Source organism: Sinomicrobium halophytocola (assembly GCF_052983395.1).
Window position 1 is genome coordinate 165,233 of the sequence record NZ_JBRKIT010000025.1, and the last position, 26,009, is coordinate 191,241.

Genomic DNA, 26,009 nt, shown 5'->3' on the forward strand with positions numbered 1-26,009 from the left:
GGTAAACATGTTATTTCTTAACCTTCAGTATTTATTGTATATAAAAAAGGTAAAACGCGGCAGAGGTTATCCGCCTACGCGTTTTACGTTGTAACCTTTGTCCCGGAGCAATTTCATAACCTTATCCCGGTAATTTCCCTGGATGATTATTTCACCGTCCTTAATGGAACCACCTACACCACATTTGGTTTTCAGGAATTTTCCGAGGTCTTTGAGGTCTTCTTCGGCACCTTCGAATCCTTTGATCACGGTAACGGTTTTTCCGCCCCTGCCTTTATTACTGAAATGCGCTTCCAGGTATTGTTCGGCAGGAGGGATGCTTTCCATCTCCTCTTCTTCATAGGTCGGTTTTTCACCGGTTGAAAAGACAAAATTTCCGAGATCTTCCAGACTATTTAACTTGTTGTCGCCCATTATTCTCCCTTTTTGACAACTGTATTTTAAAGTAAACGCAAGAAATACGGTTAACGTATATTCTTTAACATTAATTAGTTAACACGAACAAAAAGACTTAAATAACCAACCGTCTGATGAGATTGATTACCAGTCTCTTGCCATCCTTGCCACTTGTAGTGGCGTATGATATTCTATGTTTTTATCAGCCCTAATTCCACAAGACGTTCATGCAGAAATTCTCCGGCAGTAATATCCTCATATAATTTAGGATGCTCTTCATCCACACAATTTTCGAGGCAATCGAGGGGCATTTCACTTATGGGGTGCATAAAGAAAGGAATCGAATATCTTGAAGTACCCCAAAGTTCTCTTGGCGGATTGATTACCTGGTGAATGGTTGATTTGAGACGATTGTTCGTGTGACGGGATAACATGTCTCCCACATTGATCATAAGTTCATCCGGTTCCGCTATGGCGTCGATCCATTGTCCGTCATGGCTCTGTACCTGTAGCCCTTTGCCATGTGCCCCCATTAAAAGCGTGATCAGGTTTATATCACCGTGAGCAGCGGCCCTTATGGCATTTTCCGGTTCATGTGTTATAGGTGGGTAGTGGATAGGCCGTAATATGGAATTGCCGTTTTTGATCCATTTATCGAAGTATGTTTCTTCGAGGTCCAGGTGCAAAGCCAGTGCCCTTAATACATATCGGGCAGTTTTTTCCAGCATTTTATAAGTTTCCTCGCCCACCTCATTAAACTTCGGGAGCTCTTCCACAATAACATTAGGAGGGTATTCCATTTCCAGTTTCGGATCGTCTTCTACATACTGTCCGAAATGCCAGAATTCTTTCAGGTCCCCTTCCTTGCGTCCCTTTGCGTGTTCTTTTCCAAAAGAAGTATAACCGCGCTGGCCACCTATACCTTCTATTTCATATTTCTTCTTTACATTCTCAGGAAGCGCAAAAAATGTCTTGATCTCCGTATACAGGTCTTCGACCAGTTGGTCAGACAGAAAATGTCCTTTCAGGGCAACGAAACCGATCTGCTCGTAAGCATCCCCGAGCTCCTTTATAAATTTATTTTTTTTGTCCGGATCTTCCGAGAGAAATTCACGAAGATCTACACTGGGTATCTTGTTCATCTGTTTCACCGTTAAACTCTGCCGTCAGTTTTTTGCAGAGTATATTTCGCTTTCTTATACAAAGTTAGGTAATTAGCATCCGAAATGAAAAAGATAGTTATTAACAATGCGAAAAAATATCACATATACCTCCTTAGATGTTATTTTTAACTATTTTTGATAGTGCGAATAAAGTATCCTTTATATGAATTTGACTACAACCGAAAATATATCCATGACTTACGACAGAAAAGATCTGAGTGATGAACAACTTCTCCTGCTTTATGAAAAAATGTTGCTTCCCCGGATGATCGAGGAGAAAATGCTGGTACTGCTGCGCCAGGGAAAAATATCCAAGTGGTTCAGCGGTATTGGACAGGAAGCCATTTCAACCGGGGTTACCCTGGCACTGGAAGATGACGAATACATATTGCCCATGCACCGCAACCTGGGTGTTTTTACTTCCCGGAATATACCTTTGCACCGTTTGTTTTCGCAATGGCAGGGGAAATCCGGGGGTTTTACCAAAGGCCGTGATCGCAGTTTTCACTTTGGCACACAGGAATTTCATATTATAGGCATGATATCACATCTCGGTCCGCAAATGGGCGTAGCAGATGGCATAGCCCTCGCTCATAAGATCCGGGAGGAAAATAAGGTGACCGCCGTTTTTACGGGCGAAGGAGGTACAAGCGAAGGAGATTTTCACGAAGCCCTGAATGTAGCCTCCGTATGGGACCTTCCCGTGCTGTTTTGTATTGAAAACAACGGTTACGGGTTGTCCACACCTACGGAAGAACAATACAGGTGCAAACACCTGGCCGACCGGGGCGCCGGTTATGGTATGGAGGCGCACCGTATAGACGGAAATAACATACTGGAGGTGTATACCAGGATATCCGAACTTGCGGAAAGTATGCGAAAGGATCCCCGTCCCGTATTACTGGAGTTTATTACTTTCCGGATGCGCGGGCACGAAGAGGCAAGCGGAACCAAATATGTTCCGGATGAACTTATAACGTCCTGGTCATTGCGGGATCCAATAGAAAATTACCGGGATTTTCTGTTTTCGGAAGAAGTGCTATCGGAAGAAATGGATGCTCTCATGCGCCGGCAAATAACGGAAAGTATACAGGAAAACCTGCAAACCGCTTTTAATGAGACTCCTGTTACCTTTGATATAGAGAAGGAGCTCCCGGATGTGTATAACCGTTTTTATTACCGGGAGACCAAACCGGGGCATACAAAGCGCAACATTCGTTTCGTAGATGCGGTTTCCCGCGGACTCGAACAATCTATGGAGCGTTTTAGCGAGCTGGTGCTCATGGGACAGGACGTAGCAGAGTACGGCGGTGTTTTTAAAATAACGGATGGTTTTGTCTCCAGATTCGGAAAGGAAAGGGTACGCAATACTCCCATTTGTGAATCGGCAATTATTTCAGCCGCCATGGGACTTTCTATTAACAGAATGAAGGCGGTAGTGGAAATGCAGTTTGCCGATTTTATTTCCAGTGGTTTTAACCCGGTGGTCAATCACCTGGCGAAAGCGCACTATCGCTGGGGGCAACATGCCGATGTTGTTATCCGCATGCCTTGCGGAGCAGGAGTAGGGGCCGGGCCATTTCATTCCCAGACCAACGAGGCCTGGTTTACCAAAACACCGGGACTGAAAGTCGTATATCCTGCTTATCCGTACGATGCGAAGGGATTGCTTGCCACAGCCATAGAAGACCCTAACCCCGTATTGTTTTTTGAGCATAAAGGATTGTACAGAAGCGTTTACCAGGAAGTTCCGGAAGATTATTACACCCTTCCGTTCGGTAAGGCATCCTTGTTACGGCAGGGCAAAGACATAACGGTTATATCATACGGTATGGGTATACATTGGGCCCTGGAAGCGCTGGATACTACAGAGGGTATTTCCGCAGATGTAATAGACCTGCGTACCCTGCAACCCCTGGATACCGAAACCATATTTAAATCCGTGAAGAACACGGGGAAAGTAGTCATACTCCAGGAGGACACCCTGTTTGGCGGTATTGCCAGTGATATTTCGGCAATGATCATGGAAAATTGTTTCGAATACCTGGATGCTCCCGTTCAAAGAGTAGGCAGCCTGGAAACACCCGTGCCGTTTGCTAAAGCCCTGGAAGATGGTTTTTTACCGAAACAAAGATTCAAAACGGCAGTACATCGATTATTAGCGTATTGATATCGAATAATAAGCCTTTCCGGATTTAATGGCTCGCTTATTGCAATAAATTTATTTTTTTTACGTATTTTTAAACATATAAATACATAAATTATGACAAAAAATCGTGTAACCCTTATCTTATTGATTGCCCTGGTGGCTTCTTCTTGTTCCCTTTCCAAGGTGAATAAGGAGTATCGAGGAGCCATTGTCGGCAACTGGATTTTAAATGACGTGACCTACACAGGTAGCAGCGGGAATTTTAAATCCGTACTCTTCAACGATGTAACTGATGCCTGCTTTAAAGGAAGCCAATGGTTTTTCAGAAACAGTAACAGTACAGGTTCGTATACCATTAATCCCGGTGCGGAATGCATGGAAGGAGCCAGGAATATCCGATGGTCCGTATACGAAAAAGGAGAGGGGGCAAGCCAGCTTCAGTTCAAATTTATTGATGAGAAGAGAAACGATGTAAGCGGCGGGTACGGTTACCGGCTGGATATCGTAACCCTTAACCAGCAGGAAATGACCCTGCAAACCAATACTACGGTAGAGGGAGATCCCATAACCGTTGTATATCATTTTTCAAGATCTCTATAAAACATATATAATAATCCGTTATGCTTAGAAATTCATTAAACAAACTGGGAGTGGCCTTGATCGCCGTAGCCCTGTTTACAACAGGTTGTGATACTGTTAGAAATGCCGGTAATAAGGAAAAAGGTGCTGTAATCGGTGCTGCCGGTGGTGCTGTAATAGGCGGTATCCTTGGTAATAATATAGGAAATAAGAAGAACTCTGCCCTCGGAGCTATTATCGGTGGTGTCGTTGGTGGTGCGGCCGGTACATATATCGGAGACCGGATGGATCGCCAGGCAGAACGTATCGAGGAAGAAATCCCGGGAGCGGAAGTAACCAGGGTTGGCGAAGGTATTAACGTTACTTTCGATGAAAAAAGCGGCGTTTATTTTGCTACCAACAAATACGATATCAATTCGGAATCTTCCAATACCTTGAACAAACTTGCCGGTATATTTAAAGAATACCCGAATACGCTTGTTCTTGTAGAAGGACACACAGACAATACCGGTAGTGCCGAATACAATACGGGGCTCTCCCAACGAAGAGCGGAGTCCGTAACCAACTTCCTGGTAAGACAGGGGATCTCTTCCGGAAGGTTTACAACCAAATGGTATGGAGAAGATCAGCCCAAGTACGATAACAGTACTGCAGAAGGCAGAGCTAAAAACCGAAGGGTGGAAATAGCCATTGTCGCTGATGAACAATTAAAACAGGAAGCCAAAAGAAACGCACAATAATTGCGGTCCGGTTTTTTGAACAAACCCGGTAAAATGGTAAAAAACGGGACTGAAAATTTTTTTTCAGTCCCGTTTTTGGTTTGTTCGCTATAAGAATTTATGGTTGTTTTAACTACCATACTCTACGGCTTACGTATTTTTTTCGTATCTTTTTATAGTATAACCATAAAACCTCATACTTATGTATCGCGTACTGATACCAACAGATTTCTCTGATAATGCATGGAATGCCATAACCTATGCTGCAGCCCTTTATAAAGGTGAAGAAACTGTTTTTTACCTGCTCAACTCATATTCTCCCAATACAATTAGCCCCGGGGAAGTAATGACTTCTTCCGCAGCCACCAAAACGCTGTTCGATGCTGTAAAAGCAGCTTCTCTTGAGGGGCTGGAAAATTCCCTTGAAAATATCCTTTCTTCAAATCCGGACAAAATGCATGCCTTTCGCACCCTATCCAGGTTCGATTATTTTACGAATGCCGTGGTTGATGTATGTGAGGAAGAAAAAATAGATATGGTTGTTATGGGAACTACGGGAGCAAGCGGATTAAAGGAAGCCCTGATAGGAAGTAATACCGCGGGTCTTATCGGAAAAATCAGGGTTCCGCTTCTGGCCATTCCGGACGAAGTGAAATTCAAACCTTTTGAGGAAATTGCCTTTGCCACGGATTACGATACCGAGTATAGAAAAAAAAACCTGGATGTCTTCTTTCATTTGGCCGATAAGTTTTCCGCTAATATCCATGTCTACCATGTAATGCAAAAGAAAGACAGGCTCACCGAAGGGAACGAAAAGGCCAAAAAAGAAATGGAAAAACAGTTTACCGGGCATCAATCGGAATTTTACCTGCTTACCGAAACTTCACTGAGTACCGCAACACGTGTTTTTGTTCAGAGCAGGAATATCCAAATGCTTTGTATGGTAGCCAAAAAACACAGTTTTCTGCATCATCTCTTCGGACTTAGCCATACCCGCGACATGTGCTATCACATAGACATCCCACTCCTTATTTTACAGAACAATGCCGGATAATGTCCTCCGGAATCCGTAAATTTGAAACACGTATACGAATGTGAATCCTGAGCCCGGCATGTGTGGCCGGTATAAAACATATATAATGGAAAAAATTCTCTTGCCAACCGACTTTTCGGACAATGCCCAGAATGCTATCGAATATGCATTAAAACTTTTTAAAGACAGCGAATGTGTCTTTTATTTTCTTCATATCTTACCACCGACACTAGGGGAGCGTTATATGGATCCGACCAGTATTACAAACGAAATGCTTGATGGTGCGAAGGCACTGGCAAAAGAGAAACTGGAAAAACTCGCGGAGAAGACGATAACAGGTACGGATAGGGAAAAACATAAAACGGAAATAATTATAAAATTTGACCTCTTTACAGATGCCGTAAAAAATATTGTAGAAGACAGGGATATTGACATTGTGGTGATGGGGTCGCACGGAGCAGGGGGAATACGTAAGTTATTTATCGGAAGCACTACCTCTAATCTCATAGGAAATATTCCATGCCCTATCCTTGTTATTCCCAAAGACCTGGAATTTAAAACGATAGATGAAATAGGATTTGCGACGGATTATACATTTGCTTATAGCAAAAAAGGACTGGAACCTTTATTCCGCCTCGCCAGGAAATTTTCTTCCGGTATAAGGTTTTATCACGTAGAAGAAGGAAGAGACGAATGGAATGAAGCCAAAGAAGATATAAAAAACAGCATAAAAAAGTCCTGCGAAGGCATAGACACCTCGTTTTTCCTGCTAACGGATGCTCCTTTGAATATGGCAACCAGGCTTTTTGTGGAAAGCAGGGAAATAGACCTTTTATGCATGGCAGCGGGAAAGCATAATTTTTTGGATAATCTTCTCGGCAGGTCGCCTGTGAAACAAATGAGCTATCACAGTACAACCCCTTTGCTGGTTCTGCATAAAGATACGATGGACTAAGCTGTGGCTCAGTGATCTATTAGAGCCTATCGTCCGTTTTAATTTTTTACTAGTTTTTCTCCTCTTAAGCCACCCGGATAAAGATGAATGAAATACAAATAAGACAAGCTACTCCCGACGACCTGGATATACTGCTCGAATTTGAGCAGGGCATTATAGAGGCCGAACGCCCCTTTGACAGTACCCTCAAAGAAGAAAAGATAAGTTACTACGATCTCGATGCCTATATAAGGGACAGCAATACGAAGGTTGTTGTTGCGGAATATGACGGCCAGCTTATAGGTTCCGGATATGGCCGTATAATGGAAGCCCAGCCCTATCTTAAACACGAAAAATACACGTATCTCGGTTTTATGTATGTGCATCCCGGGCATCGCGGACAAGGAGTCAATAAGCTGATTATTGATGCCCTGAATAAATGGAGCCTTGAACGCGGTATTACAGAGGTACGTTTAAATGTTTACAGTACCAATGAGGCTGCAATAAAAGCTTATGAAAAAGCTGGTTTTACGCAGCATATTGTAAATATGCGGATGTCCCTGTAGTCAGCTCTCAACAAGATCGTTCCGGATCCGTATGACCGGGTGCCGTTGCAAAATATTCCTACCTCTCCCGGACAAAAGCCAGGGCAATCAGAGATAAGAGGGTATGGAAACTAAGATAATTACTACAGAATAGGGACGTTTAACTATAAGAAAATAGTATAAATAAAGAGGTTTTTATTAGATTCCTGACAAAAATCGTACCTTTACTCCATGGTAAACGTGCAAAAGCCTTTTAAAAATATTTCTTCGGACATTCATTCAGTATAAACTGGTTTTATTCTTCATGTTGTTCTCCGGCTATTTTCACACTACCTGCCCGGATATTTATTCAGAAAAAGGAAAACAAAATTATTAATTAAAAACAAAAATCAATCGTTGAATGGCAAGATCACAAGAAAGCTTTGGTAAAAAGGAACGGGAAAAGAAACGTTTAAAAAAGAAAAAAGAAAAACAACAGAAGAAGGACGAACGAAAAGCCGGCCCTAAAAACAATAGCCTGGAAGATATGCTTGTGTATGTGGATGAATATGGCCGTCTGACCGATACTCCTCCGGACCCGGCAAACAAGATAGAGATTGATGCCGAAAGTATTGAAATCGGGATTCCTAAAAAAGCAGAAGAAGATGAAGTCCCTGCGGAACGTGAAGGTAAAGTCGCTTTTTTCAACCATTCGAAAGGTTATGGTTTTATACGCGAGCAGAGTTCCGGTGAAAAATATTTCGTACACGTCAATGGTCTCATAGATGAAGTGGAGGAAGACGATAAAGTTATCTTCGAACTTGAAAAGGGACTTAAAGGATTGAATGCAGTGCGTGTGAAAAGGGTTAAATAATCCCGTATGTGATATATTCCGGTGCTGTTGTTCAGCCCATTGTTCCGTCCACTATACAGGACGTTAGCGGGCACAATATCTTGCGACTCTTTTACAAAGGATGAAAACAGCAGGACCGGACGAAAATCACTGACTTATCAAAGACTTATTTCAAAAAATACTTTTGTTAACGCTACACATTGTGTAGTTTTGCTACATTAAATGTAGTAAACTCACCGTTATGGCGTTTCCAACACCAGGATCACCCGTTCGCGGGTCCAGATCCGGACAACCTATTATGGCCCTTCTAGATCTTTTGGGACGAAGTTGGGCTATGGGCATTATATGGCATTTATCTGCCGGTCCCAGCACTTTCCGCAGACTTCAGGACTATTGCGAAACTATTTCGCCCACTACCCTCAACAAAAGGCTAAAGGAGCTGACACAGGCCAGGTTTATAGAAAAAACTCCGGACGGCTATACACTTACCTCCATGGGAAAAGAAGTTTTCGAGCTTCTTTCCCCGCTGGGCTGTTGGGCTAAAAACTGGGCAGAAAACCTAAAGGACAACTGATATGGAAAGCATACAATATTACAGCAACACCGGTTTTGATCGTGCTCCCCACATGAGGGGAGGCAGAAGCGGCACCGTATTATACCGTGCCGTATGTTTATGGCAGGGTAAATTTTTCTTCAGTACACCGGGTAATCCCTATATCACCGCAACACCGGCGCAATTAACTGCCGTTTCAGAGCTTTTCTTTCTGGGAATGGAAGATACTTCCGAAATTGTCTGCCTGGACCTATCCCGGCGAAAGCGGGAAGAAATACTTACATTGCTGGGAGAAGGGGATTTTCTCGACCTACGACGTGTAGTACATGAAGTAGGCCGTAAAGAAGCGGCGATGTTAGCCTATGCCAAGGCCCTCGCAGAATGGAATGCCAACCATATATTCTGCGGCGTTTGTGGTACCCGGACAGAAAGCCGCGAACGAGGACATCACCGCATATGCACCGATAAGACCTGTGCTAAGGTCATTTATCCCCGAATAGACCCGGCAGTTATCGTATTGGTAGAGCACCGTTCCGGGAGTGAACAAGCCAGGTGCCTCCTGAACAGGGTAAAGACCGAAAACGGATACAGGTGCTCCACCTTTGCAGGATTTGTAGAAGTGGGAGAGAGCCTTGAAAATGCGGTGATCAGGGAAATGAAAGAAGAGATCAATATAGATGTGGAAAGCATGACTTATGTTTCTTCACAACCCTGGCCGTTTCCTTCCTCGGTAATGATCGGCTTCAGGGCAACGGTTTCGTCACCGGAATTTCAAGTGGATAATGTAGAAATAAAGGATGCCGCCTGGTATTCCGCAAAAGAAATAAAAGAACTTGTCGCCTCCGGAAACCTGGAGCTTTCCGGGAGTGATTCCATTGCGAGGTTTCTGATAGAGTCGTGGGTGGCCGACAATCTTCCTTCGTAAAAGTGATTCTTACATTTCTTTAACATAAAAATAACAATCGCGGTTAAAATATTTTGCGGGTTGTACCGACTGCTATAATAAACACCGTTATCAACGGAACATATGCAGAAAAACTACAATCAAAAAAATAAAAAGCGATGAAAAATACCCCGGTTTTACAGAAAATAAGCCAACTATATACGCCGCATACCACTTCGTTCGTAAAAGAAGGAACCATTATTATCCCGGACATAAGCGGGTTTACCCGATTTGTAAACGAAACAGATTCCTTTACCGGGAAATATGTCACCCAGGCATTATTGTCTTCCATTATAGACAGCAACATACTCAATCTCAGGATATCGGAAATAGAAGGTGATGCAGTTTTATTCTATGGGTACGGAACTCCTTACGATTTACAGTCGGTTGTAGGACAATACGAGATCATGCTTGATAGTTTTAACCGTAAATTAGCTCAACTGGAGACATTTATAGGGCATAAAATAAACCTTTCCCTGAAGCTGATAGCGCATTACGGACCTGTTTCGGAATATAGTATAGGAAGGTTCCGGAAATTATACGGCAAAGCGGTCGTACAAGCACACCAGCTGCTTAAAAATTCCATCAACAGTAAAACCTATGTGTTGCTGACGGAAAACCTGTTGAAAGCGGTACCTTCTGTCCTGAAAAACCGGGATATGTATGGTATGTACGGTAAATCCGAAGATATCGATTATACCTATTATAATTACGAACCGGTCCCGGTACAGGGTATGATAGTATAATATCTTGTTAAAATACGGATTCCCGGGCAAGAATACGCCGTGAATATTTTAGAAAGCCCCTTGTTTTTCTTAAATTTGAAAGAACAGGGGGTATTTTTCTTTCCAGGCCCTTCGAACAAAATTATAAGAACCAAATTACTTATTTATGCCAGCACTGAATGTAACTCAAAAACTTATTCGCTCACATCTGATCCAGGGAGAACTTATCCCCGGTACGGAGATCGGGCTGAAAATAGACCAGGCCCTTATGCAGGACGCTACGGGTACTTTGGTGCAACTGGAACTGGAAGCTATGAAGCTGACACGTGCACGGACCGAGGTTGCCGTTCAGTATGTAGACCACAACCTTCTGCAAACGGATTTTAAGAATGCGGACGATCACCTTTTTTTACACTCTGCCGCACAGAGATTCGGATTGTGGTTTAGCCGTCCCGGAAATGGCGTCAGTCACCCCGTGCATATGGAACGTTTCGGAAAGCCAGGAAAAACCCTGGTAGGGTCCGACAGTCATACCTGTGCGGGCGGATCATTGGGAATGCTGGCGATAGGCACCGGCGGGCTCGATGTTGCAGCGGCCATTGCAGGGCAACCGTACTTTGTGAAAATGCCCGAAGTTATGGGCGTTAAACTCACCGGGAAATTACCGGACTGGGTAAGTGCCAAAGATGTAATCCTGGAAATGCTTCGCCGCCACAGTGTAAAAGGAGGGGTGGGTAAGATCATAGAATATTACGGCGACGGGCTCAAATATCTCGGTGCTATGGACAGGCATGTTATAGCCAACATGGGTGCAGAACTGGGCGCTACAACCACAGTTTTTCCCAGTGACGGTGAAACCAAACACTTCCTGAAATCGCAGGGCAGGGAAGAAGACTGGACGGAATGGATAGCGGATAAAGGAGCAGAATACGATCTGCATGACGAAATTGTCCTGGACCAACTGGTGCCGCTTATAGCGTTACCCACCAGTCCCGGTAACGTGGTACCTGTACGGGAAGTAGAAGGAAAACCTATAAGTCAGGTAGTTATCGGGTCATCGGCCAATCCCGGATTGAGAGATTTCTGGATTGCCGCAGAGATTGTAAAAGATAAATTTGTCAGTGATGATGTGTCTTTTGATATCAATCCGACTTCAAGGCAGACTATAGAAAATATGATCGACAACCGCGCTTTTGCCAATCTCATCAAAGCGGGCGCCCGTTTTCATCAGTCCGGTTGTATGGGATGCATAGGTATGGGGCAGGCGCCGGCTTCCGGTACCATAAGTTTAAGGACCATGCCCAGAAATTTCCCGGATCGCTCCGGGACCAAAGACGACCAGGTACATCTGTGCAGCCCGGAAACCGCGGCCGCATCCGCATTGACAGGAAAAATCACGGACCCGAGAGATATGGAGAAGATATATAATATGACCTATCCGGAATTCAAATCACCGGAAAAAGAGATCATAAATACCGATATGCTGGTGGCCCCGCCCGATAACACGGAGAATGTGGAGCTTAAAAAAGGGCCTAACATCAAGTCCCTGCCACATATCCCCCCCTTGCTGGACTATTATGAAGTCCCGGTGTTACTGAAAATGGGAGATAATATTTCCACCGACGAGATTCTGAAGGCGGGGGCGGAAGTACTTCCGTTCCGGAGCAACTTGCCCGAAATCAGTAAGTTCTCCTATATCGTGATCGATGAAACCTTTTACGACAGGGCCATGGAAAGCAAAGATAAGTTTGGCGGCCATATTGTAGTGGCAGCCGACAATTACGCACAGGGCTCCAGCCGGGAACATGCCGCTATTGCACCGAAATACCTGGGACAGGTAGCCGTTATAGCAAAAAGCTATGCCCGGATAGCCTGGCAAAACCTGGTGAATTTTGGCATTATACCCCTGGAATTTATGGATAATGACGACTATGAAAAAATAGACCAGGGCGATACCATCCGGCTTAAAGATCTCACTGAGAAAGTAAAAAACCGGGGAGATATACTGGTAGAAATTGAAAAAAAGAACGGAAATACAATGACCATCCCCGTCAAACATTCTATGAGCGACCGGCAGATAAGGGTCTTGCTTAAAGGAGGAATCATTAATGATTTTAAAGAAAGACTCGGGGCATAGGAAAAATTGCCTAATGATCCTGCATCACCCGATTGAGGCTTCTGAGCGTAACGCCCAGATAATTGGCAATATCTCTCTTTGAGATCATTTTCAGTAGTAGGGGAAACTGTTGTTCCAAACGCAGCAGGTTATCCTGGATGGAGTGCAGGTGATTGTGAGAATGTCTGAGTGCTTTATACTGAACCTTATTAGACAGTGCCTTCATAATAAAAGAATTAAAGTCTGTGGATTCATTAAGTAATTTAATAAACCATTGCCCGGGTATTCTGTAAATTTCCGCTTCGGTAATGGTTTCCACAGCGCAAAAACTAAGCGTACCGTTCAGGACTTCGATTTCCCCGAAAATTTCCCCTTCCCCGAAAAATTCCTGGATAAAATCCTTCCCGTTATCTTCCGTAAGGTAACATTTTACTATTCCCTTTTTTACGATGTAGACCGAAAATATCCTTTTTCCCTGTCCGATAACCTGTTCTTTACGATCATAAGATTCCAGGATGACGCGGTCCCGTGTGGTGCTTTCGATCTTTGTAATGTAACGGAGTAACTCCCTGTTGATTCGTATCATTTTCTCATATCGGGACAAATGTCCTTTTTTGTGATAAAAAGTAGTCTTTCCTTTGCCCCGGAATCAGAGAAAGGAAATCAAATTTACAGAATTAAAGAACCAAAGGATAAAATTAAGACAATTTCTAAAGGGCATACCGGATCATTTTTTCAAAATAAAGGGTTTAAACACATAAATCAACAAAAAATACACAAAACGAAGAACATGATGCAATCCGACAGATTACCGAAACAGGTAGCGTTTATAAGGGAGATCGATAAACTGAAATACATCCGCCGCAAGACCAAGCTGTTTAACAGCGACCGTAACGAAAATGATGCGGAGCACAGCTGGCACCTGGCCATGATGGCCATAATACTCGCAGAGCATGCCAATACTTCCGTAAACATTCTCAAAGTACTGAAAATGGTATTGATACACGATATTGTTGAAATTGATGCAGGAGATACCTTTTTGTTTGACACCGTTAAAAACCATGTCAATACCGAAGAAGAACTTGCGGCGGCCCAAAGAATATTCGGTATGCTGCCCACAGACCAGGCCCTGGATCTCCTGCAAATATGGAAGGAGTTTGAAGATGGTATTACCGCCGAAGCACAGTTTGCCAGGACGCTGGACCGATTTGAGCCCGTATTGCAGAATATATCCAACAATGGCGGAACCTGGGCCGAATATAGCATCAGGCACGAAAAAGTCCTGGAAAAAACAAGGATAATGGAACGCGGCTCTTTCGTAATCTGGGAATATTCGGAAGCACGTATACAGGAAAGCGTGGATAAAGGAATACTTGAAGTGTAAGGAAATAAAGGGTATATAAAGTACAGGAATACTCCTTTTAAAAAATACGGTAATAAAGCACCTACAGTTAAAGTACAAATAAATAGCGGGTAAAACTTTATCAAACAAATTGTTTGCAATAAATTTGACATTCAGTTTGCGAATAATTTGGAAAAGAAGAAGAAGAGAAAATCGAGATTTTTAAGAATCATGGCAAGAATCTTGCTCGGTTTCTTTATTTTTCTGATTCTGCTGGTCCTTTTTATCCGCAGCCCGTGGGGGCAGGGTATTATCATTGGAAAAGTTACTTCCTATGTTTCCGGCAAGACCAACACTAAGATAGAGATCGAAAAGCTTTACATTACTTTTTCCGGTGGTGTAACCCTGGACGGACTCTACATGGAAGACAAGACCGGAGACACACTTGTCTATTCCCGGAGCCTGAAAGCCGAAGTACCCCTGGGGCCTGCTGTTTTTCGAAACAAAATTATCATTAACCGGCTGAAATGGGATGGATTAAAGGCCGGTATTTCACGAAAAGATTCCGTTCAGGGATTTAATTTCCAGTTTCTCATCGACGCTTTTGCTTCCGAAGACACGACGGCAGCGGAACCATCCGACACTACATCTACAGTGCCGGGCATACATTTGAACAATATCCGTTTTACCGATTTCGACCTGACCTATAAAGATGGGGTTAGCGGAATAGACACGCGTTTAAAACTCGGGGAACTCTTTTTGAGAATGAAAGAGACCGATATCGAGAAAATGCGTTTTCACGTTGCGGAGGCTATTATCCGGGAGACAGACCTGCGTTATTTACAGGCATTACCTTTGCCGGAAAGCGATACTTCCGAAGAAGAGGAAGAAAGTCCCTCTCCATACATTGCCATCGATAATCTCGATATAGAATCCCTGCTTGCCGATTACAGGTCCGTCCCCGACGGACTGGAAGCCAAAGCAGATATAGGGAACTTTAACCTGAAATTACCGGAGGCGGATATTGCGGCAAATTCCATAGATGTTTACCAGATATATCTTGAAAACTCGGATTTATCAGTTAAAATAATTACTAAAAGTAAAGGAAACAAAGACTCGTTAAATCAAGAGGTTAAAGATAATGAAAACACTCCCTTCGAATGGCCGGATTGGAAGATCAGGATCGGGGAGATCAAACTTGAAAACAACAATATCCGTTACACGGTAAACGGTACTTTGCCGCATCCCGGGGTGTTTAATGCAGATGCCATTGTCCTGGAAGAGTTTTATTTCCAGGGGGAAGATATTTTTCTCAAAGACAAATCCGCCGGACTTAACCTGGAAACATTTCGTTTCAGGGAAGCTTCCGGGCTTAACCTGAAAGAATTTGCCCTGACTGCCAAAGCCGATGACCGGGGTGTGGAAGTTTCCGGTCTGCAATTGTTTCTGAACAACAACCGGGTACTTGGAAACGCGACGGTAAGCTATACGACATTAAAAGAATTTATAGAACATCCTGAAAGGGCAGGAGTAACCCTTAATTTATCAGATTTTATCCTGGCCACAAATGATGCCTTTTATTTTCAATCCGATCTGAAAGACAACGAGTACATGCAGGCCCTGGGAAAGAACCCGGTTACCGGTAAGCTGGAAATGAACGGTTCCCTTGCCGCGCTTAATATCCCTGTTGCCGGCGTAAACTGGGGAAAAAATACAGCGATACACCTCCGGGGTACACTTCGGAATGTCGCAGAACCGGACAGCCTCCGTTTTGACCTTCCGGAAATTAAGTTCAATACGGTTCGTGAAGACATTATCGCCTTTGCCAGCGAAGAAGAACTGGGGATGAGTTTTCCCGATACTCTCGCCCTCACCGGAAACGCCGAAGGAAATACACAGGCTGTTGATGCGATACTTAACCTGCGGACCACGGACGGTGAAATAACCTTCAAGGGTAACTTTGCCAATTCCGGAGAAAAACCCTTTGATGCCGATGTGGAAGTAAAGGGACTCCGCCTCGAAAAGTTGTTGCAAAACCCGCAATTGGGTCCGCTGGACCTTACCCTTAAAACATCGGGGAAACTACGGGATGTATATACCATGGACGCCTTACTGGATGCCAATGTGTCCAGGCTGGCCCTGAAAGATTACAGTATAGAGAACCTTCCCCTTAAAGGAGATATTCAGGACGGGAAAGGGCGTATAACCTCTGCCTATAAAGATCAGAATATAGATATGATCCTGGAATCGGAAATAGAACTGGATTCCGTATCGCCGCGATTTGTAGTTGACCTTGACCTTAAAGGAGCAGACCTGCAGGCCCTCGGGCTTATGGATCAGTCCGTGAGTAGCGCCATGAAACTTCATGCGGATTTTAAAGGAAATGCCGAAAGTTTTACACTGAGTTCGGACATTATCGACGGAATTGCCGTTTATGACCAGAATACCTACCCGTTAGGCGATCTCTCCCTGAAAGCCCTGGCCGATAAGGACACTACTTCCCTGGAGGTGAAAAACAAGATGCTGGACATGGAACTGTATTCCAATATCGGCCCGGAAGGACTCGGAAAGGCATTGCAAAGGCATTTCCGCTCTTTGCTTTCTAATAAATCCGACACGGTATTTATGCCTTCCGATTCTCTGAAAAATACAGCACCGTTGGTTCCTGCAGAATTAAAGATAAAGGCAAGGATGAACAGTGCGCCCATTCTCAGTGATATATTTCTTACCGGGCTGAAAGAACTGGATACCGTAAAAATAGATGCGGATTTCAGGGAGCGGGAACATTATTTTGTAGCGGATATTCAAATGCCTCATGTAAATTATGACGGGAACGAAATAGACAGTCTTCTGCTGCGTGTGGACTCCGGTGGGGGAGAACTCACGGGACATTTTGGTTTTAAAGAACTGAAAGCCGGCCCGGTTGCCATTCAGAATACCGCCCTGGACGGCCGCGTTTCCAACCGGAAACTGTTTCTGGATTTTAACGCTTTTCACGAAGAAGAAAAACTGGTTGCCGTACAAACCGAAATTTCGCGTAGCAAGGATTCGCTCAGGGTACACATAAACCCGGCAGAACTTATACTTAACAAAAAGCCCTGGAATATTCCGGTTTCCAACGAAATAATGATATACCCCAAGGTAGTACAGTTCCGTGATTTCAGTATAGAACGCAACGGGCAGCAGTTGGAAATACGCAGTGAAGTATCGGGTACCGAAAACGAAAAGGACAATATAGCCGTGGCATTCCGTAATTTCAGGCTGGCGTCTTTCCTCAGTTACCTGAACCCGGATGACACGCTTGCCAATGGTGTGGTTAACGGTAATATCATTGCCGAAGACCCTTTAGGTACCCCGGGTTTTCTGGCCGACCTCAAAATGGAAGACCTGGAAGTCATGAAAGCCCCTCTCGGCACGCTGTCCCTGAATGCCGAATCTCCTGGTGGAGAAAACTACGACTTCGACCTGGCGCTGAAAGGAGGCGATATAGATATGGACATGACCGGAAACTATGAAACCGGAGTAACCGGGAAACTTCAGCTTAGCATGGCCTTAAATTCCCTGAAAACAACCCTCGCCGAAGCTTTTACAGAAGACCAGATATCAGAGTCCGGGGGCTATGTCTCCGGGAAAATGGAAGTGAGCGGCACAACAGCAGATCCGGTTTACAAAGGTAATTTTAAGTTTAACGATGTCCGGTTCAGGGTAGCCATGCTCAATACCTTATTTCGTTTGCCCGGGGAAACAATCGAAATAGATAACAAAGGTCTTTATCTGGACAATTTTGTCATTGCGGATGAAAATGACAACAAATTCACCATAAACGGTGATGTACTGACCGAAAACATGCTCAACCCTTCATTTGATCTACAACTACATGCGGAGAACTTCAGGGCATTACACTCCAAAAGAGAAGATAACGATCTCTTTTTCGGTAAAGCTTTCTTTGATATGGATGCCGCTATAAAAGGAGACCTTCGTATGCCGAAGATAAATATGAAGTTGCGTATCAATTCGGATACGGATGTTACTTATATTGTCCCTGAATCCGAACTGGATATCGTGGAACGCGACGGGGTGGTGATCTTCGTAAACCGCGAGGACCCGGATGATATACTTACCAAAACCAGGGAAGAATCCGTCACTGTGTCCGGTTTTGAACTGAATTCCCTGATCACGGTAGATGACAATGCCGTATTTAATGTAATCATAAACGAACAGACCAACGACAACCTGAGGGTCGCCGGGGGAGCCGAGCTCACCTTTAACCTGTACCCCAACGGAAGGACAACGTTGTCCGGAAAATACACCCTCAAAGAAGGACATTACGAACTGAACCTGTACAACCTGGTAAAAAGAAAATTCAATATTATTGAGGGCAGCAGCGTTACATGGGCCGGGGATCCGCTGGACGCGGACCTGGATGTCAAGGCCATGTACGAGGTAAAGGCTTCTGCTTCTGCCTTGCTGGCGGTAAATAATACAACGGCCTCTTCTTCCGAAAGCGCTAAATTCCGGCAGCAATTGCCCTTTATAGTCTATCTTAACATAGCCGGCGAGCTCATGACCCCGCAGTTGAGTTTTAACCTCGATATGCCCGAAGATAACCAGGGAGCCATAGGAGGCCAGGCATACAGCCGGGTACAGCAATTAAACCAACAGGAAGACGAACTCAATAAACAGGTATTTTCTTTATTGGTATTCAACCGTTTCTTCCCGGAATCCGGTAGTGACGGAAGCGAGGGTGGGGCTGTAGCCGTTGCCCGCGATAACCTGAACCAGGCACTTTCCGGACAATTAAACGCACTGTCCGATAAACTACTGGGGGAATCCGGAGTGGAGCTCGATTTTGGCCTGGACAGCTATACAGACTACCAGGGCAGCAGCCCTCAGGACAGAACGCAACTTGACATTACAGCACGGAAAAAACTCTTTGACGACCGGGTGGTTATCAGTGTGGGAAGTGAAGTGGACATCCAGGGGAGCAACCAGGAACCCGGACAGGAAAACCCGCTTATCGGTAATGTAAGTATTGAATATTTGCTTACGGAAGACGGCAGGTACCGCCTGAAAGGTTTCCGTAAAAACGAATACCAGAATATAATAGACGGCCAATTGATCGTAAACGGAATAGCCCTGATATTTACACGTGAGTTCAACAAGTACAGGGAATTATTTAAAAAGACTGCAAAGGAGAAACGGGAAGAAGCTGAGGCTGATATAAAAAAGAAACAGGAAGAGGAAAACAAGGAAAAAGAAAAGGAAAAGAAGCAAATAAGACAGGAGAAATAATATGAAAACAAAGGTGTTGGAAATACGGAAAAGGACCGGGTGGCTTTTTGTAAAAAAAATCCTTATCGGCCTGTGCCTGCTTGTGTTTTCAACCTGTGGCATAAAAAAGTACATCCCGGAGGGAGAACTGCTCTACACCGGGGCCGAATTGGAAATCAATGTACCCGATTCTTTGAAAGGCAGCATAAAAAGCATAGGGGATATCCAGGCAGAACTGGTGGAAGTACTCCGCCCGGCACCCAACAGCAAAGCCCTGGGGGTATATTGGGGGCTTCGGGCACATTATAAAAGTCAGAAGGAAAACCCCGGATTTATCAATAGGTTTTTAAATAAAAAAATAGGGGAGAAACCGGTCTACGCCTCCGGTGTGGAACTTTCCCGGACAGAAGATATTATCCGCAACCGGCTGGAAAACCGGGGTTTCTTTTACAGTGACATTATTTCAAGGCTGGAAGAGAATGAAAAAAAGAAAAAGGCAGGCGCGTTTTATACCGTACAGCTTTCCGAACCGTATCGTTTGAAAAACTATATTGTTGATGAGGATTCCGTTCCGGTGATAAAGGAAATAGAAAAAAACATCCGGAAATGGATTATAAAACCCGACATGCGGTTTGATCTGAGCGCTATGAAATCGGAAAGAGAACGCCTGGACAAGGCGGTCAAAGCCAAAGGATATTATAATTTCAGTCCCGATTTCCTTGTTTTTGAAGCAGATACGAACCAGTATAAGAACAAAAAATTCGATCTCTTTCTTCGATTGAAAAAAGATGTTCCGGACAAATCTACCATTCCTTATCGTATAAAACAGGTTACCATATACCCTAATTACATAGCGTCAAGCGATACCATAGCGCCGGATACGTTGTATCTGAACCATAAAAACTACATTCAGCCCGGAGAGGATTTCTTCCTGCCAAAGAAACTGGACCCTTTTATCCTCATAGGCAAAGACCAGCTATACAGCCCTGATGTTTCCAGGAACACCAGTAGAAGGCTCACCTCCATAGGCACATACAAGTTTGTGAATATCCGGTATGATGAGATCGATTCCCTGGCGACGGACAGCACAGGCGCGCTTGCTGCAACTATTTTTCTGTCCCCCATGAACAAAAGGTCTTTACGGGCGGAATTACAGGCCGTGGCCAAATCGAATAACTTTATGGGTCCCAACCTGGTTGCTACTCTTACTAACCGGAACCTGTTTAAAGGAGGGGAGATCCTCAACACTACGGCAAGTGTTGGGTATGAAATGCAATTGGCCGGGGGAAGTAATACCGGGCTGAACAGCTTGCAGTTGGGCCTGAAGACAGATCTTATCTTCCCCAGGGTTTTATCGCCCATCCGGATCAAAGAAAACTGGTTTGAATATGCTATCCCCAAAACAAAGATCAGCGTGGGGATCGATTACCTCCGAAGAAGCGATCTGTACAGTCTGATCACCGCATCTTCGACCTTCGGATATATCTGGGATGCCAATCGTTATATTACTCACGAATTTAACCCCATATCACTTAATTATGTAAACCTGGCCAATACTACAAAGGAATTTGAGGATATACTGGAGCAAAATCCTTTTCTCCGGAACAGTTTTGATCAGCAGTTCATAGCAGGACTTACTTATTCCTTTACCTATAATGGTATGGTAGACCAGTATAAGAGGCACCAGTTTTTCCTGAATTCTACCCTGGATATCGCCGGTAATATGCTGGATCTTTTCAGCGCTTCGGATAACGAACGCCCCCGCACTTTCCTCGGTCTGGAATATTCCCAGTACGCCAAGCTGGATGTGGATATACGCTACCACCTGCGGTTGGGGCGTGAAAAAAAACTGGCTACCCGTCTGTTTGCCGGGCTTGGCATACCTTACGGGAATTCGGGGATTATGCCGTACAGCAAATTGTTTTTCTCCGGTGGCCCGTACAGTGTAAGGGCTTTTCGTATACGATCCCTGGGGCCCGGAACATTTAACCCGGAAAATGAAGACGGCAACCAGACGACTTCATTTTTTGACCAGACAGGAAACCTGAGACTGGAATTCAATATGGAATATCGTTTCCCGATCATTTCATACCTGAAAGGGGCTCTTTTTGTCGATGCCGGAAATGTCTGGAATACCACAGAAAACGATGCCCTGCCCGGCGGAAAATTCACAGGAGATTTCATGAAGGAACTCGGTATAGGTGGCGGAGCGGGACTACGTGTAGATATACAGAGTTTTGTGATCCGCCTGGATCTTGCCGCGCCGTGGCACAAACCGTGGCTGTCGGAAGGAGACCGGTGGGACTTTGGTTTTGAAGATCCCATACTCAACTTTGCCATAGGATATCCGTTCTAAACTTCTTTTCAAGAGAGAATATTTTTTTTAACCTTTAGTTGAAACTTAACACTATAATCCCCATGAACACAGAACAAACCCGTCAATTGACACAACAGTTCCTGCAAGCCCTTACGCAGCGTAAACTCCCGGAACTACTGGAACTTTTTGCGGAAAAGATAGATTGGTATATCCCGGGAAATACACAACTGGTTCCCTGGCTCGGCAGGAGGGAATCAAAACAGGAGATCGAAGAATTCTTTATGCTTTTATGGGAAAATACCGAACCGGTGGATGCCCGGCTGGAGCATATCCTTACAGATGGAAATTTCGCGGTTGTTACCGGTGAATTCTCTACCGAAATGCTGAAAACCGGGAAAATTGTAGATTCGATATTTTCTATACATATCACCGTAGAAAACAGGAAGATCGTAAAATACAGGTTACAGGAAGATAGCTATGCGGTAGCGGAAGCGCTGTCGGGAGTGAAATAGTAGATATCAGATATGAGATATGAGATCTTTTGCATAGAGAAAGGTCAATAGGCTTTTAAAGTAGAGGGCTGCTTTCCTATAGAAAACAGCCCTTCTGAATTATCAATTGTCCTGATATATTGTTATTTCAGGTTTTCCAGCCACTTTCTGGCGTTTACAAAAGCTTCGATCCACGGAGAAACCGCGTCTTTTCTGTCTTTCGGATAATGGGCCCAGTTCCACGGGAAGATGGAACGCTCAAAGTGCGGCATGGTCACCAGGTGCCTTCCGTCGTCCGAAACCATCATTGCCGTGTTAAAGTCCGAACCATTGGGACTGGACGGGTAGCCTTCATAAGCGTATTTTGCCACAATGTTATACCTGGATTCTTCATAAGGAAAAGAGAACTTACCTTCTCCGTGAGCAGACCAGATACCGAGTTTTGTTCCTGCCAGGGAACCGAGCATTACCGAATGATTGGGCTGTATTTCCACGGCAGAGAAGGTACACTCGAATTTATGCGTCTCATTGTGCAGCATTTTGGGTTTATCCTCATGCTCCGGGTTTATCAATCCCAGTTCTATAAATAACTGGCAACCGTTGCATACGCCCAGGGAAAGTGTATCCTCCCTGTTGAAGAAGTTTTCCAGTGCCTTTCGGGCTTTATCATTGTACAGGAAAGCCCCTGCCCATCCTTTGGCGGAACCCAGTACATCGGAATTGGAAAAACCTCCCACGGCACCGATAAACTGAATATCTTCCAGGGTTTCACGGCCGGAGATAAGGTCGGTCATATGTACGTCTTTTACATCAAACCCTGCCATAAACATGGCATTGGCCATCTCCCGTTCGGAATTACTTCCTTTTTCACGGAGAATAGCCGCTTTTGGTCGTGCTGTACCTGGTAAGGCCGGCTTTGTTCCTTCGAAAGAAGAAGGGAAGCTGTATTGGAGCGGTTGTTTTTTATAATTGTCGAAACGCTCCTGCGCTTTGATTTCGCCGCTCTGTTTTTTATCCAGCAGGAAAGAAGTCCTGTACCATGTATCCCGGAAGTCGCTGATACCGAACGAAAAGTTGTCATTTCCGTTTTTCAGTAGCAGCCGGTCTCCTTCCACAACCTCACCGATACGGAAAAATTCGATATTATTTTCCGCAAGTATGTTTTCTGCTTCAGGAGAAGCCGCCTGGAATACAACACCGATATTTTCGTTGAATAAAGCTTTTACGGAATCGGGTTCTCCCAGGGCGGAAAGGTCGATATGCGCTCCCAGGTCGGTATCGGCGAAACACATCTCCAGCAGGGTGGTGATCAGTCCGCCGCTTCCTATATCGTGCCCTGCAATGATCTTACCGTTTTTAATGAGTTCCTGTATCGTGTTAAAGACTTTTTTGAAATATGCCGCATCTTGTACGCCAGGTGCTTCGGAGCCTATTTTATTGCATACCTGCGCAAAAGATGATCCGCCAAGCTTAAAGCTATCGGCAGAAAGGTTAATATAGTATATGCTGCCGCCATTTTTTTGCAGTACCGGTTCTACTACCGCTGTTATATCGTTACAGTTCCCGGCCGCTGAGATTATTACGGTTCCGGGGGCGATAACTTCGTCATCCGGGTATTTCTGTTTCATGGAAAGCGAATCCTTCCCGGTAGGGATGTTTATTCCCAGGGCTATGGCAAAATCCGAGCATCCCTGTACCGCTTCGTACAAACGGGCATCTTCGCCTTCGTTTTTACAAGGCCACATCCAGTTGGCCGAGAGGGAAACACTTTGCAGACCGTCTTTAAGCGGTGCCCATACGATATTGGTCAATGCTTCGGCTATACTGTTACGGCTTCCGGCAACCGGGTCAATCAGTGCGGAAACGGGGGAGTGTCCTATGGAAGTGGCAATCCCTTCTTTGCCCTGGTAATCCAGCGCCATCACCCCGCAGTTATTAAGCGGTAGTTGTAATGGCCCGGCACATTGTTGTTTTGCTACCCGGCCGCTAACGCAACGGTCTACTTTATTCGTAAGCCAGTCTTTACAAGCTACGGCTTCCAGTTGGAGAACCTGTTTCAGGTAGTCTTCGATAAGGCTTGTCTTATATTCCGGGTCCGCATACGTTGTGGCTACCGTTTTATCTTTCATAATGGTCTTCGGAGAGCTTCCGAACATATCGGCCAGTTCCAGGTCCATCGGTTTTTGTCCGCCGGAGGAGGATTCAAAAGTAAAGCGATGATCCCCGGTAACGTCTCCTACCTGGTACATGGGCGAGCGTTCCCTTTCCGCGATACGCTGAAGTGTTGCGGCGTCTTTTTCTGCGATAACCAGTCCCATTCGCTCCTGGGATTCATTCCCGATGATCTCTTTGGCCGAAAGGGTAGGGTCGCCTACGGGCAATTTGTCCAGGTCTATTTTGCCCCCGGTTTCCTCCACCAGTTCCGAAAGGCAGTTCAGGTGCCCCCCGGCGCCGTGGTCGTGGATAGAAACAATAGCATTGGTATCGCTTTCCATCATACCGCGTACGGCATTGGCTGCTCTTTTCTGCATCTCCGGGTTGGAACGCTGAATGGCATTGAGTTCTATTCCGCTGCTGAATTCTCCCGTATCCGCAGAAGAAACTGCTGCTCCTCCCATACCGATACGGTAGTTATCACCACCGAGAATAACTATTTTATCTCCTTTTTCAGGAATTAGTTTTTTAGCCTGGTCCGCTTTTCCGTAACCTATCCCCCCGGCAAGCATAATCACTTTGTCGTAACCGAGTTTCCTGGCATCTGTTCCGGCTTCTTCCTGGTGTTCAAAGGTGAGAAGAGAACCTGCGATAAGTGGTTGTCCGAACTTATTACCGAAATCCGAAGCCCCGTTGGATGCTTTAATAAGGATATCCATAGGTGTCTGGTAGAGCCATTTTCGTTCCGGCATTCCTTTTTCCCACGTGCGTCCGTTTTCCAGTCGGGAATAGGAAGTCATGTACACGGCTGTTCCGGCAAGGGGGAGAGATCCTTGTCCGCCTGCCAGGCGGTCCCGTATTTCTCCGCCCGATCCGGTAGCTGCACCGTTGAATGGTTCTACCGTAGTAGGGAAGTTGTGGGTCTCCGCTTTCAGGGAAATAACGGAGTCGAAATCCCTGACCTGGTAGAAATCGGGTTTATCCGCGCTTTTGGGAGCGAACTGTTGTATTCTGGGCCCTTTGACAAAGGCTACATTGTCTTTGTAAGCGGAAACAATATCGTTGGGGTTCTCTTCGGATGTCTTTTTGATGAGTTTGAAGAGGGATGCCGGTTTTTCTTCACCGTCAATAACAAAGGTGCCGTTGAATATCTTGTGGCGACAGTGCTCCGAGTTCACCTGCGAAAAACCGAATACTTCCGAATCCGTAAGCTTTCTGCCCAGTTTTTCGGACAGTTCCCGGAGGTATCCGACCTCTTCCTCGTTTAAAGCCAGTCCTTCCTGCCGGTTATAAGCCGCGATGTCGTCTATCTCCTTAATGGGTTCCGGTTGTATGTGAATAGTAAATATATCCTGGGTAAGCCCGTTGTATTTTTGCGAGAGCATCGGATCGAAATCCGTAAAGTTTTCCGTTACGCCGAGGAATTCCTCTATTCTTATAATACCGGAAATACCCATGTTCTGGGTGATCTCTACGGCGTTGGTGCTCCAGGGGGTAACCATGGTAGCGCGGGGGCCAACAAAAAAGGCGTCGAGAGACGCCGCTTCGATGTTAGGCTCGCCGCCAAACAACCATGTTAATTTTAAATTATCTTCCCTGGTGAGTTCTTTACTGGTCTGAACCGCAAAAACTTTCTGTTCTGGGTTTCCGAAGAAAAGGATCATCATGTTGTTGAATTAGTCCTGTTTTATATTGGTATTTGTAGTGCCCTTATTTGAAGGTGCAAAGTTAATTAATTATTTAAAAT

19 protein-coding genes are annotated in these 26,009 nt (G+C 44.9%); 15 read left to right on the forward strand and 4 right to left on the reverse strand.

What is annotated here, in order from left to right; translation table 11 throughout:
- Positions 1 to 66: 66 nt before the first annotated feature.
- Positions 67 to 414, reverse strand: a complete 348-nt coding sequence (locus tag ACVBDY_RS10110; protein WP_447175354.1) for a translation initiation factor — start codon at positions 412 to 414, stop codon at positions 67 to 69.
- A 173-nt stretch (positions 415 to 587) separates the two neighbouring features.
- A complete protein-coding gene (locus tag ACVBDY_RS10115) occupies positions 588 to 1,538 on the reverse strand; it encodes an isopenicillin N synthase family dioxygenase (RefSeq protein ID WP_447175355.1) in 951 nt (316 codons plus the stop codon).
- Positions 1,539 to 1,752: 214 nt separating this feature from the next.
- Here ACVBDY_RS10115 and ACVBDY_RS10120 point away from each other — a divergent pair, with 214 nt between their 5' ends.
- The 11 genes from ACVBDY_RS10120 to ACVBDY_RS10170 all read left to right on the forward strand — a co-directional run bounded on the left by ACVBDY_RS10120 (position 1,753) and on the right by ACVBDY_RS10170 (position 12,708).
- A complete protein-coding gene (locus tag ACVBDY_RS10120; RefSeq protein ID WP_447175387.1) occupies positions 1,753 to 3,729 on the forward strand; it encodes an alpha-ketoacid dehydrogenase subunit alpha/beta in 1,977 nt (658 codons plus the stop codon).
- A gap of 93 nt (positions 3,730 to 3,822) precedes the next feature.
- Positions 3,823 to 4,308 carry a lipocalin-like domain-containing protein gene (locus ACVBDY_RS10125; protein WP_447175356.1) on the forward strand — a complete coding sequence of 162 codons (486 nt, stop codon included), beginning with the start codon at positions 3,823 to 3,825 and terminating at the stop codon, positions 4,306 to 4,308.
- Between the two features lie 20 nt (positions 4,309 to 4,328).
- Complete coding sequence (locus ACVBDY_RS10130) at positions 4,329 to 5,027, forward strand: YiaD family glycine zipper/OmpA-like lipoprotein (RefSeq protein WP_447175357.1); 699 nt, start codon at positions 4,329 to 4,331, stop codon at positions 5,025 to 5,027.
- 181 nt (positions 5,028 to 5,208) lie between these two features.
- Complete coding sequence (locus ACVBDY_RS10135) at positions 5,209 to 6,060, forward strand: universal stress protein (protein WP_447175358.1); 852 nt, start codon at positions 5,209 to 5,211, stop codon at positions 6,058 to 6,060.
- 85 nt (positions 6,061 to 6,145) lie between these two features.
- Positions 6,146 to 6,994 carry a universal stress protein gene (locus ACVBDY_RS10140; protein ID WP_447175359.1) on the forward strand — a complete coding sequence of 283 codons (849 nt, stop codon included), beginning with the start codon at positions 6,146 to 6,148 and terminating at the stop codon, positions 6,992 to 6,994.
- Positions 6,995 to 7,077: 83 nt separating this feature from the next.
- Entirely contained in the window at positions 7,078 to 7,539 is a 462-nt protein-coding gene (locus ACVBDY_RS10145) for a GNAT family N-acetyltransferase (protein ID WP_447175360.1), read from the forward strand.
- A gap of 379 nt (positions 7,540 to 7,918) precedes the next feature.
- Complete coding sequence (locus ACVBDY_RS10150; RefSeq protein WP_447175361.1) at positions 7,919 to 8,371, forward strand: cold-shock protein; 453 nt, start codon at positions 7,919 to 7,921, stop codon at positions 8,369 to 8,371.
- A gap of 220 nt (positions 8,372 to 8,591) precedes the next feature.
- A complete protein-coding gene (locus ACVBDY_RS10155) occupies positions 8,592 to 8,924 on the forward strand; it encodes a winged helix-turn-helix transcriptional regulator (RefSeq protein ID WP_447175362.1) in 333 nt (110 codons plus the stop codon).
- 1 nt (position 8,925) lies between these two features.
- On the forward strand, positions 8,926 to 9,828 hold the full coding sequence (gene nudC, locus ACVBDY_RS10160) for an NAD(+) diphosphatase (protein WP_447175363.1): 903 nt from the start codon (positions 8,926 to 8,928) through the stop codon (positions 9,826 to 9,828).
- 137 nt (positions 9,829 to 9,965) lie between these two features.
- On the forward strand, positions 9,966 to 10,592 hold the full coding sequence (locus tag ACVBDY_RS10165) for a DUF2652 domain-containing protein (protein WP_447175364.1): 627 nt from the start codon (positions 9,966 to 9,968) through the stop codon (positions 10,590 to 10,592).
- 145 nt (positions 10,593 to 10,737) lie between these two features.
- Positions 10,738 to 12,708, forward strand: a complete 1,971-nt coding sequence (locus tag ACVBDY_RS10170) for an aconitate hydratase (RefSeq protein WP_447175365.1) — start codon at positions 10,738 to 10,740, stop codon at positions 12,706 to 12,708.
- A 10-nt stretch (positions 12,709 to 12,718) separates the two neighbouring features.
- On the opposite strand, the gene ACVBDY_RS10175 is transcribed toward ACVBDY_RS10170, so the two are convergent.
- The gene (locus ACVBDY_RS10175; RefSeq protein ID WP_447175366.1) at positions 12,719 to 13,273 is read right to left on the reverse strand and encodes a Crp/Fnr family transcriptional regulator; all 555 of its coding nucleotides are present in this window, start codon (positions 13,271 to 13,273) and stop codon (positions 12,719 to 12,721) included.
- Positions 13,274 to 13,477: 204 nt separating this feature from the next.
- On the opposite strand from ACVBDY_RS10175, the gene ACVBDY_RS10180 reads away from it, so the two are divergent.
- The 4 genes from ACVBDY_RS10180 (at position 13,478) to ACVBDY_RS10195 (ending at position 22,129) form a co-directional block, all read left to right on the forward strand.
- The gene (locus tag ACVBDY_RS10180; RefSeq protein ID WP_447175367.1) at positions 13,478 to 14,071 is read left to right on the forward strand and encodes an HD domain-containing protein; all 594 of its coding nucleotides are present in this window, start codon (positions 13,478 to 13,480) and stop codon (positions 14,069 to 14,071) included.
- Positions 14,072 to 14,260: 189 nt separating this feature from the next.
- Complete coding sequence (locus ACVBDY_RS10185) at positions 14,261 to 19,321, forward strand: translocation/assembly module TamB domain-containing protein (RefSeq protein WP_447175368.1); 5,061 nt, start codon at positions 14,261 to 14,263, stop codon at positions 19,319 to 19,321.
- A gap of 1 nt (position 19,322) precedes the next feature.
- On the forward strand, positions 19,323 to 21,656 hold the full coding sequence (gene tamL, locus ACVBDY_RS10190) for a translocation and assembly module lipoprotein TamL (RefSeq protein WP_447175369.1): 2,334 nt from the start codon (positions 19,323 to 19,325) through the stop codon (positions 21,654 to 21,656).
- 62 nt (positions 21,657 to 21,718) lie between these two features.
- Entirely contained in the window at positions 21,719 to 22,129 is a 411-nt protein-coding gene (locus ACVBDY_RS10195) for a nuclear transport factor 2 family protein (RefSeq protein ID WP_447175370.1), read from the forward strand.
- A 122-nt stretch (positions 22,130 to 22,251) separates the two neighbouring features.
- Here ACVBDY_RS10195 and purL read toward each other — a convergent pair whose 3' ends face one another.
- Positions 22,252 to 25,926, reverse strand: coding sequence for a phosphoribosylformylglycinamidine synthase (purL, locus tag ACVBDY_RS10200; RefSeq protein ID WP_447175388.1), 3,675 nt, complete (start codon positions 25,924 to 25,926; stop codon positions 22,252 to 22,254).
- Positions 25,927 to 26,009: the final 83 nt, after the last annotated feature.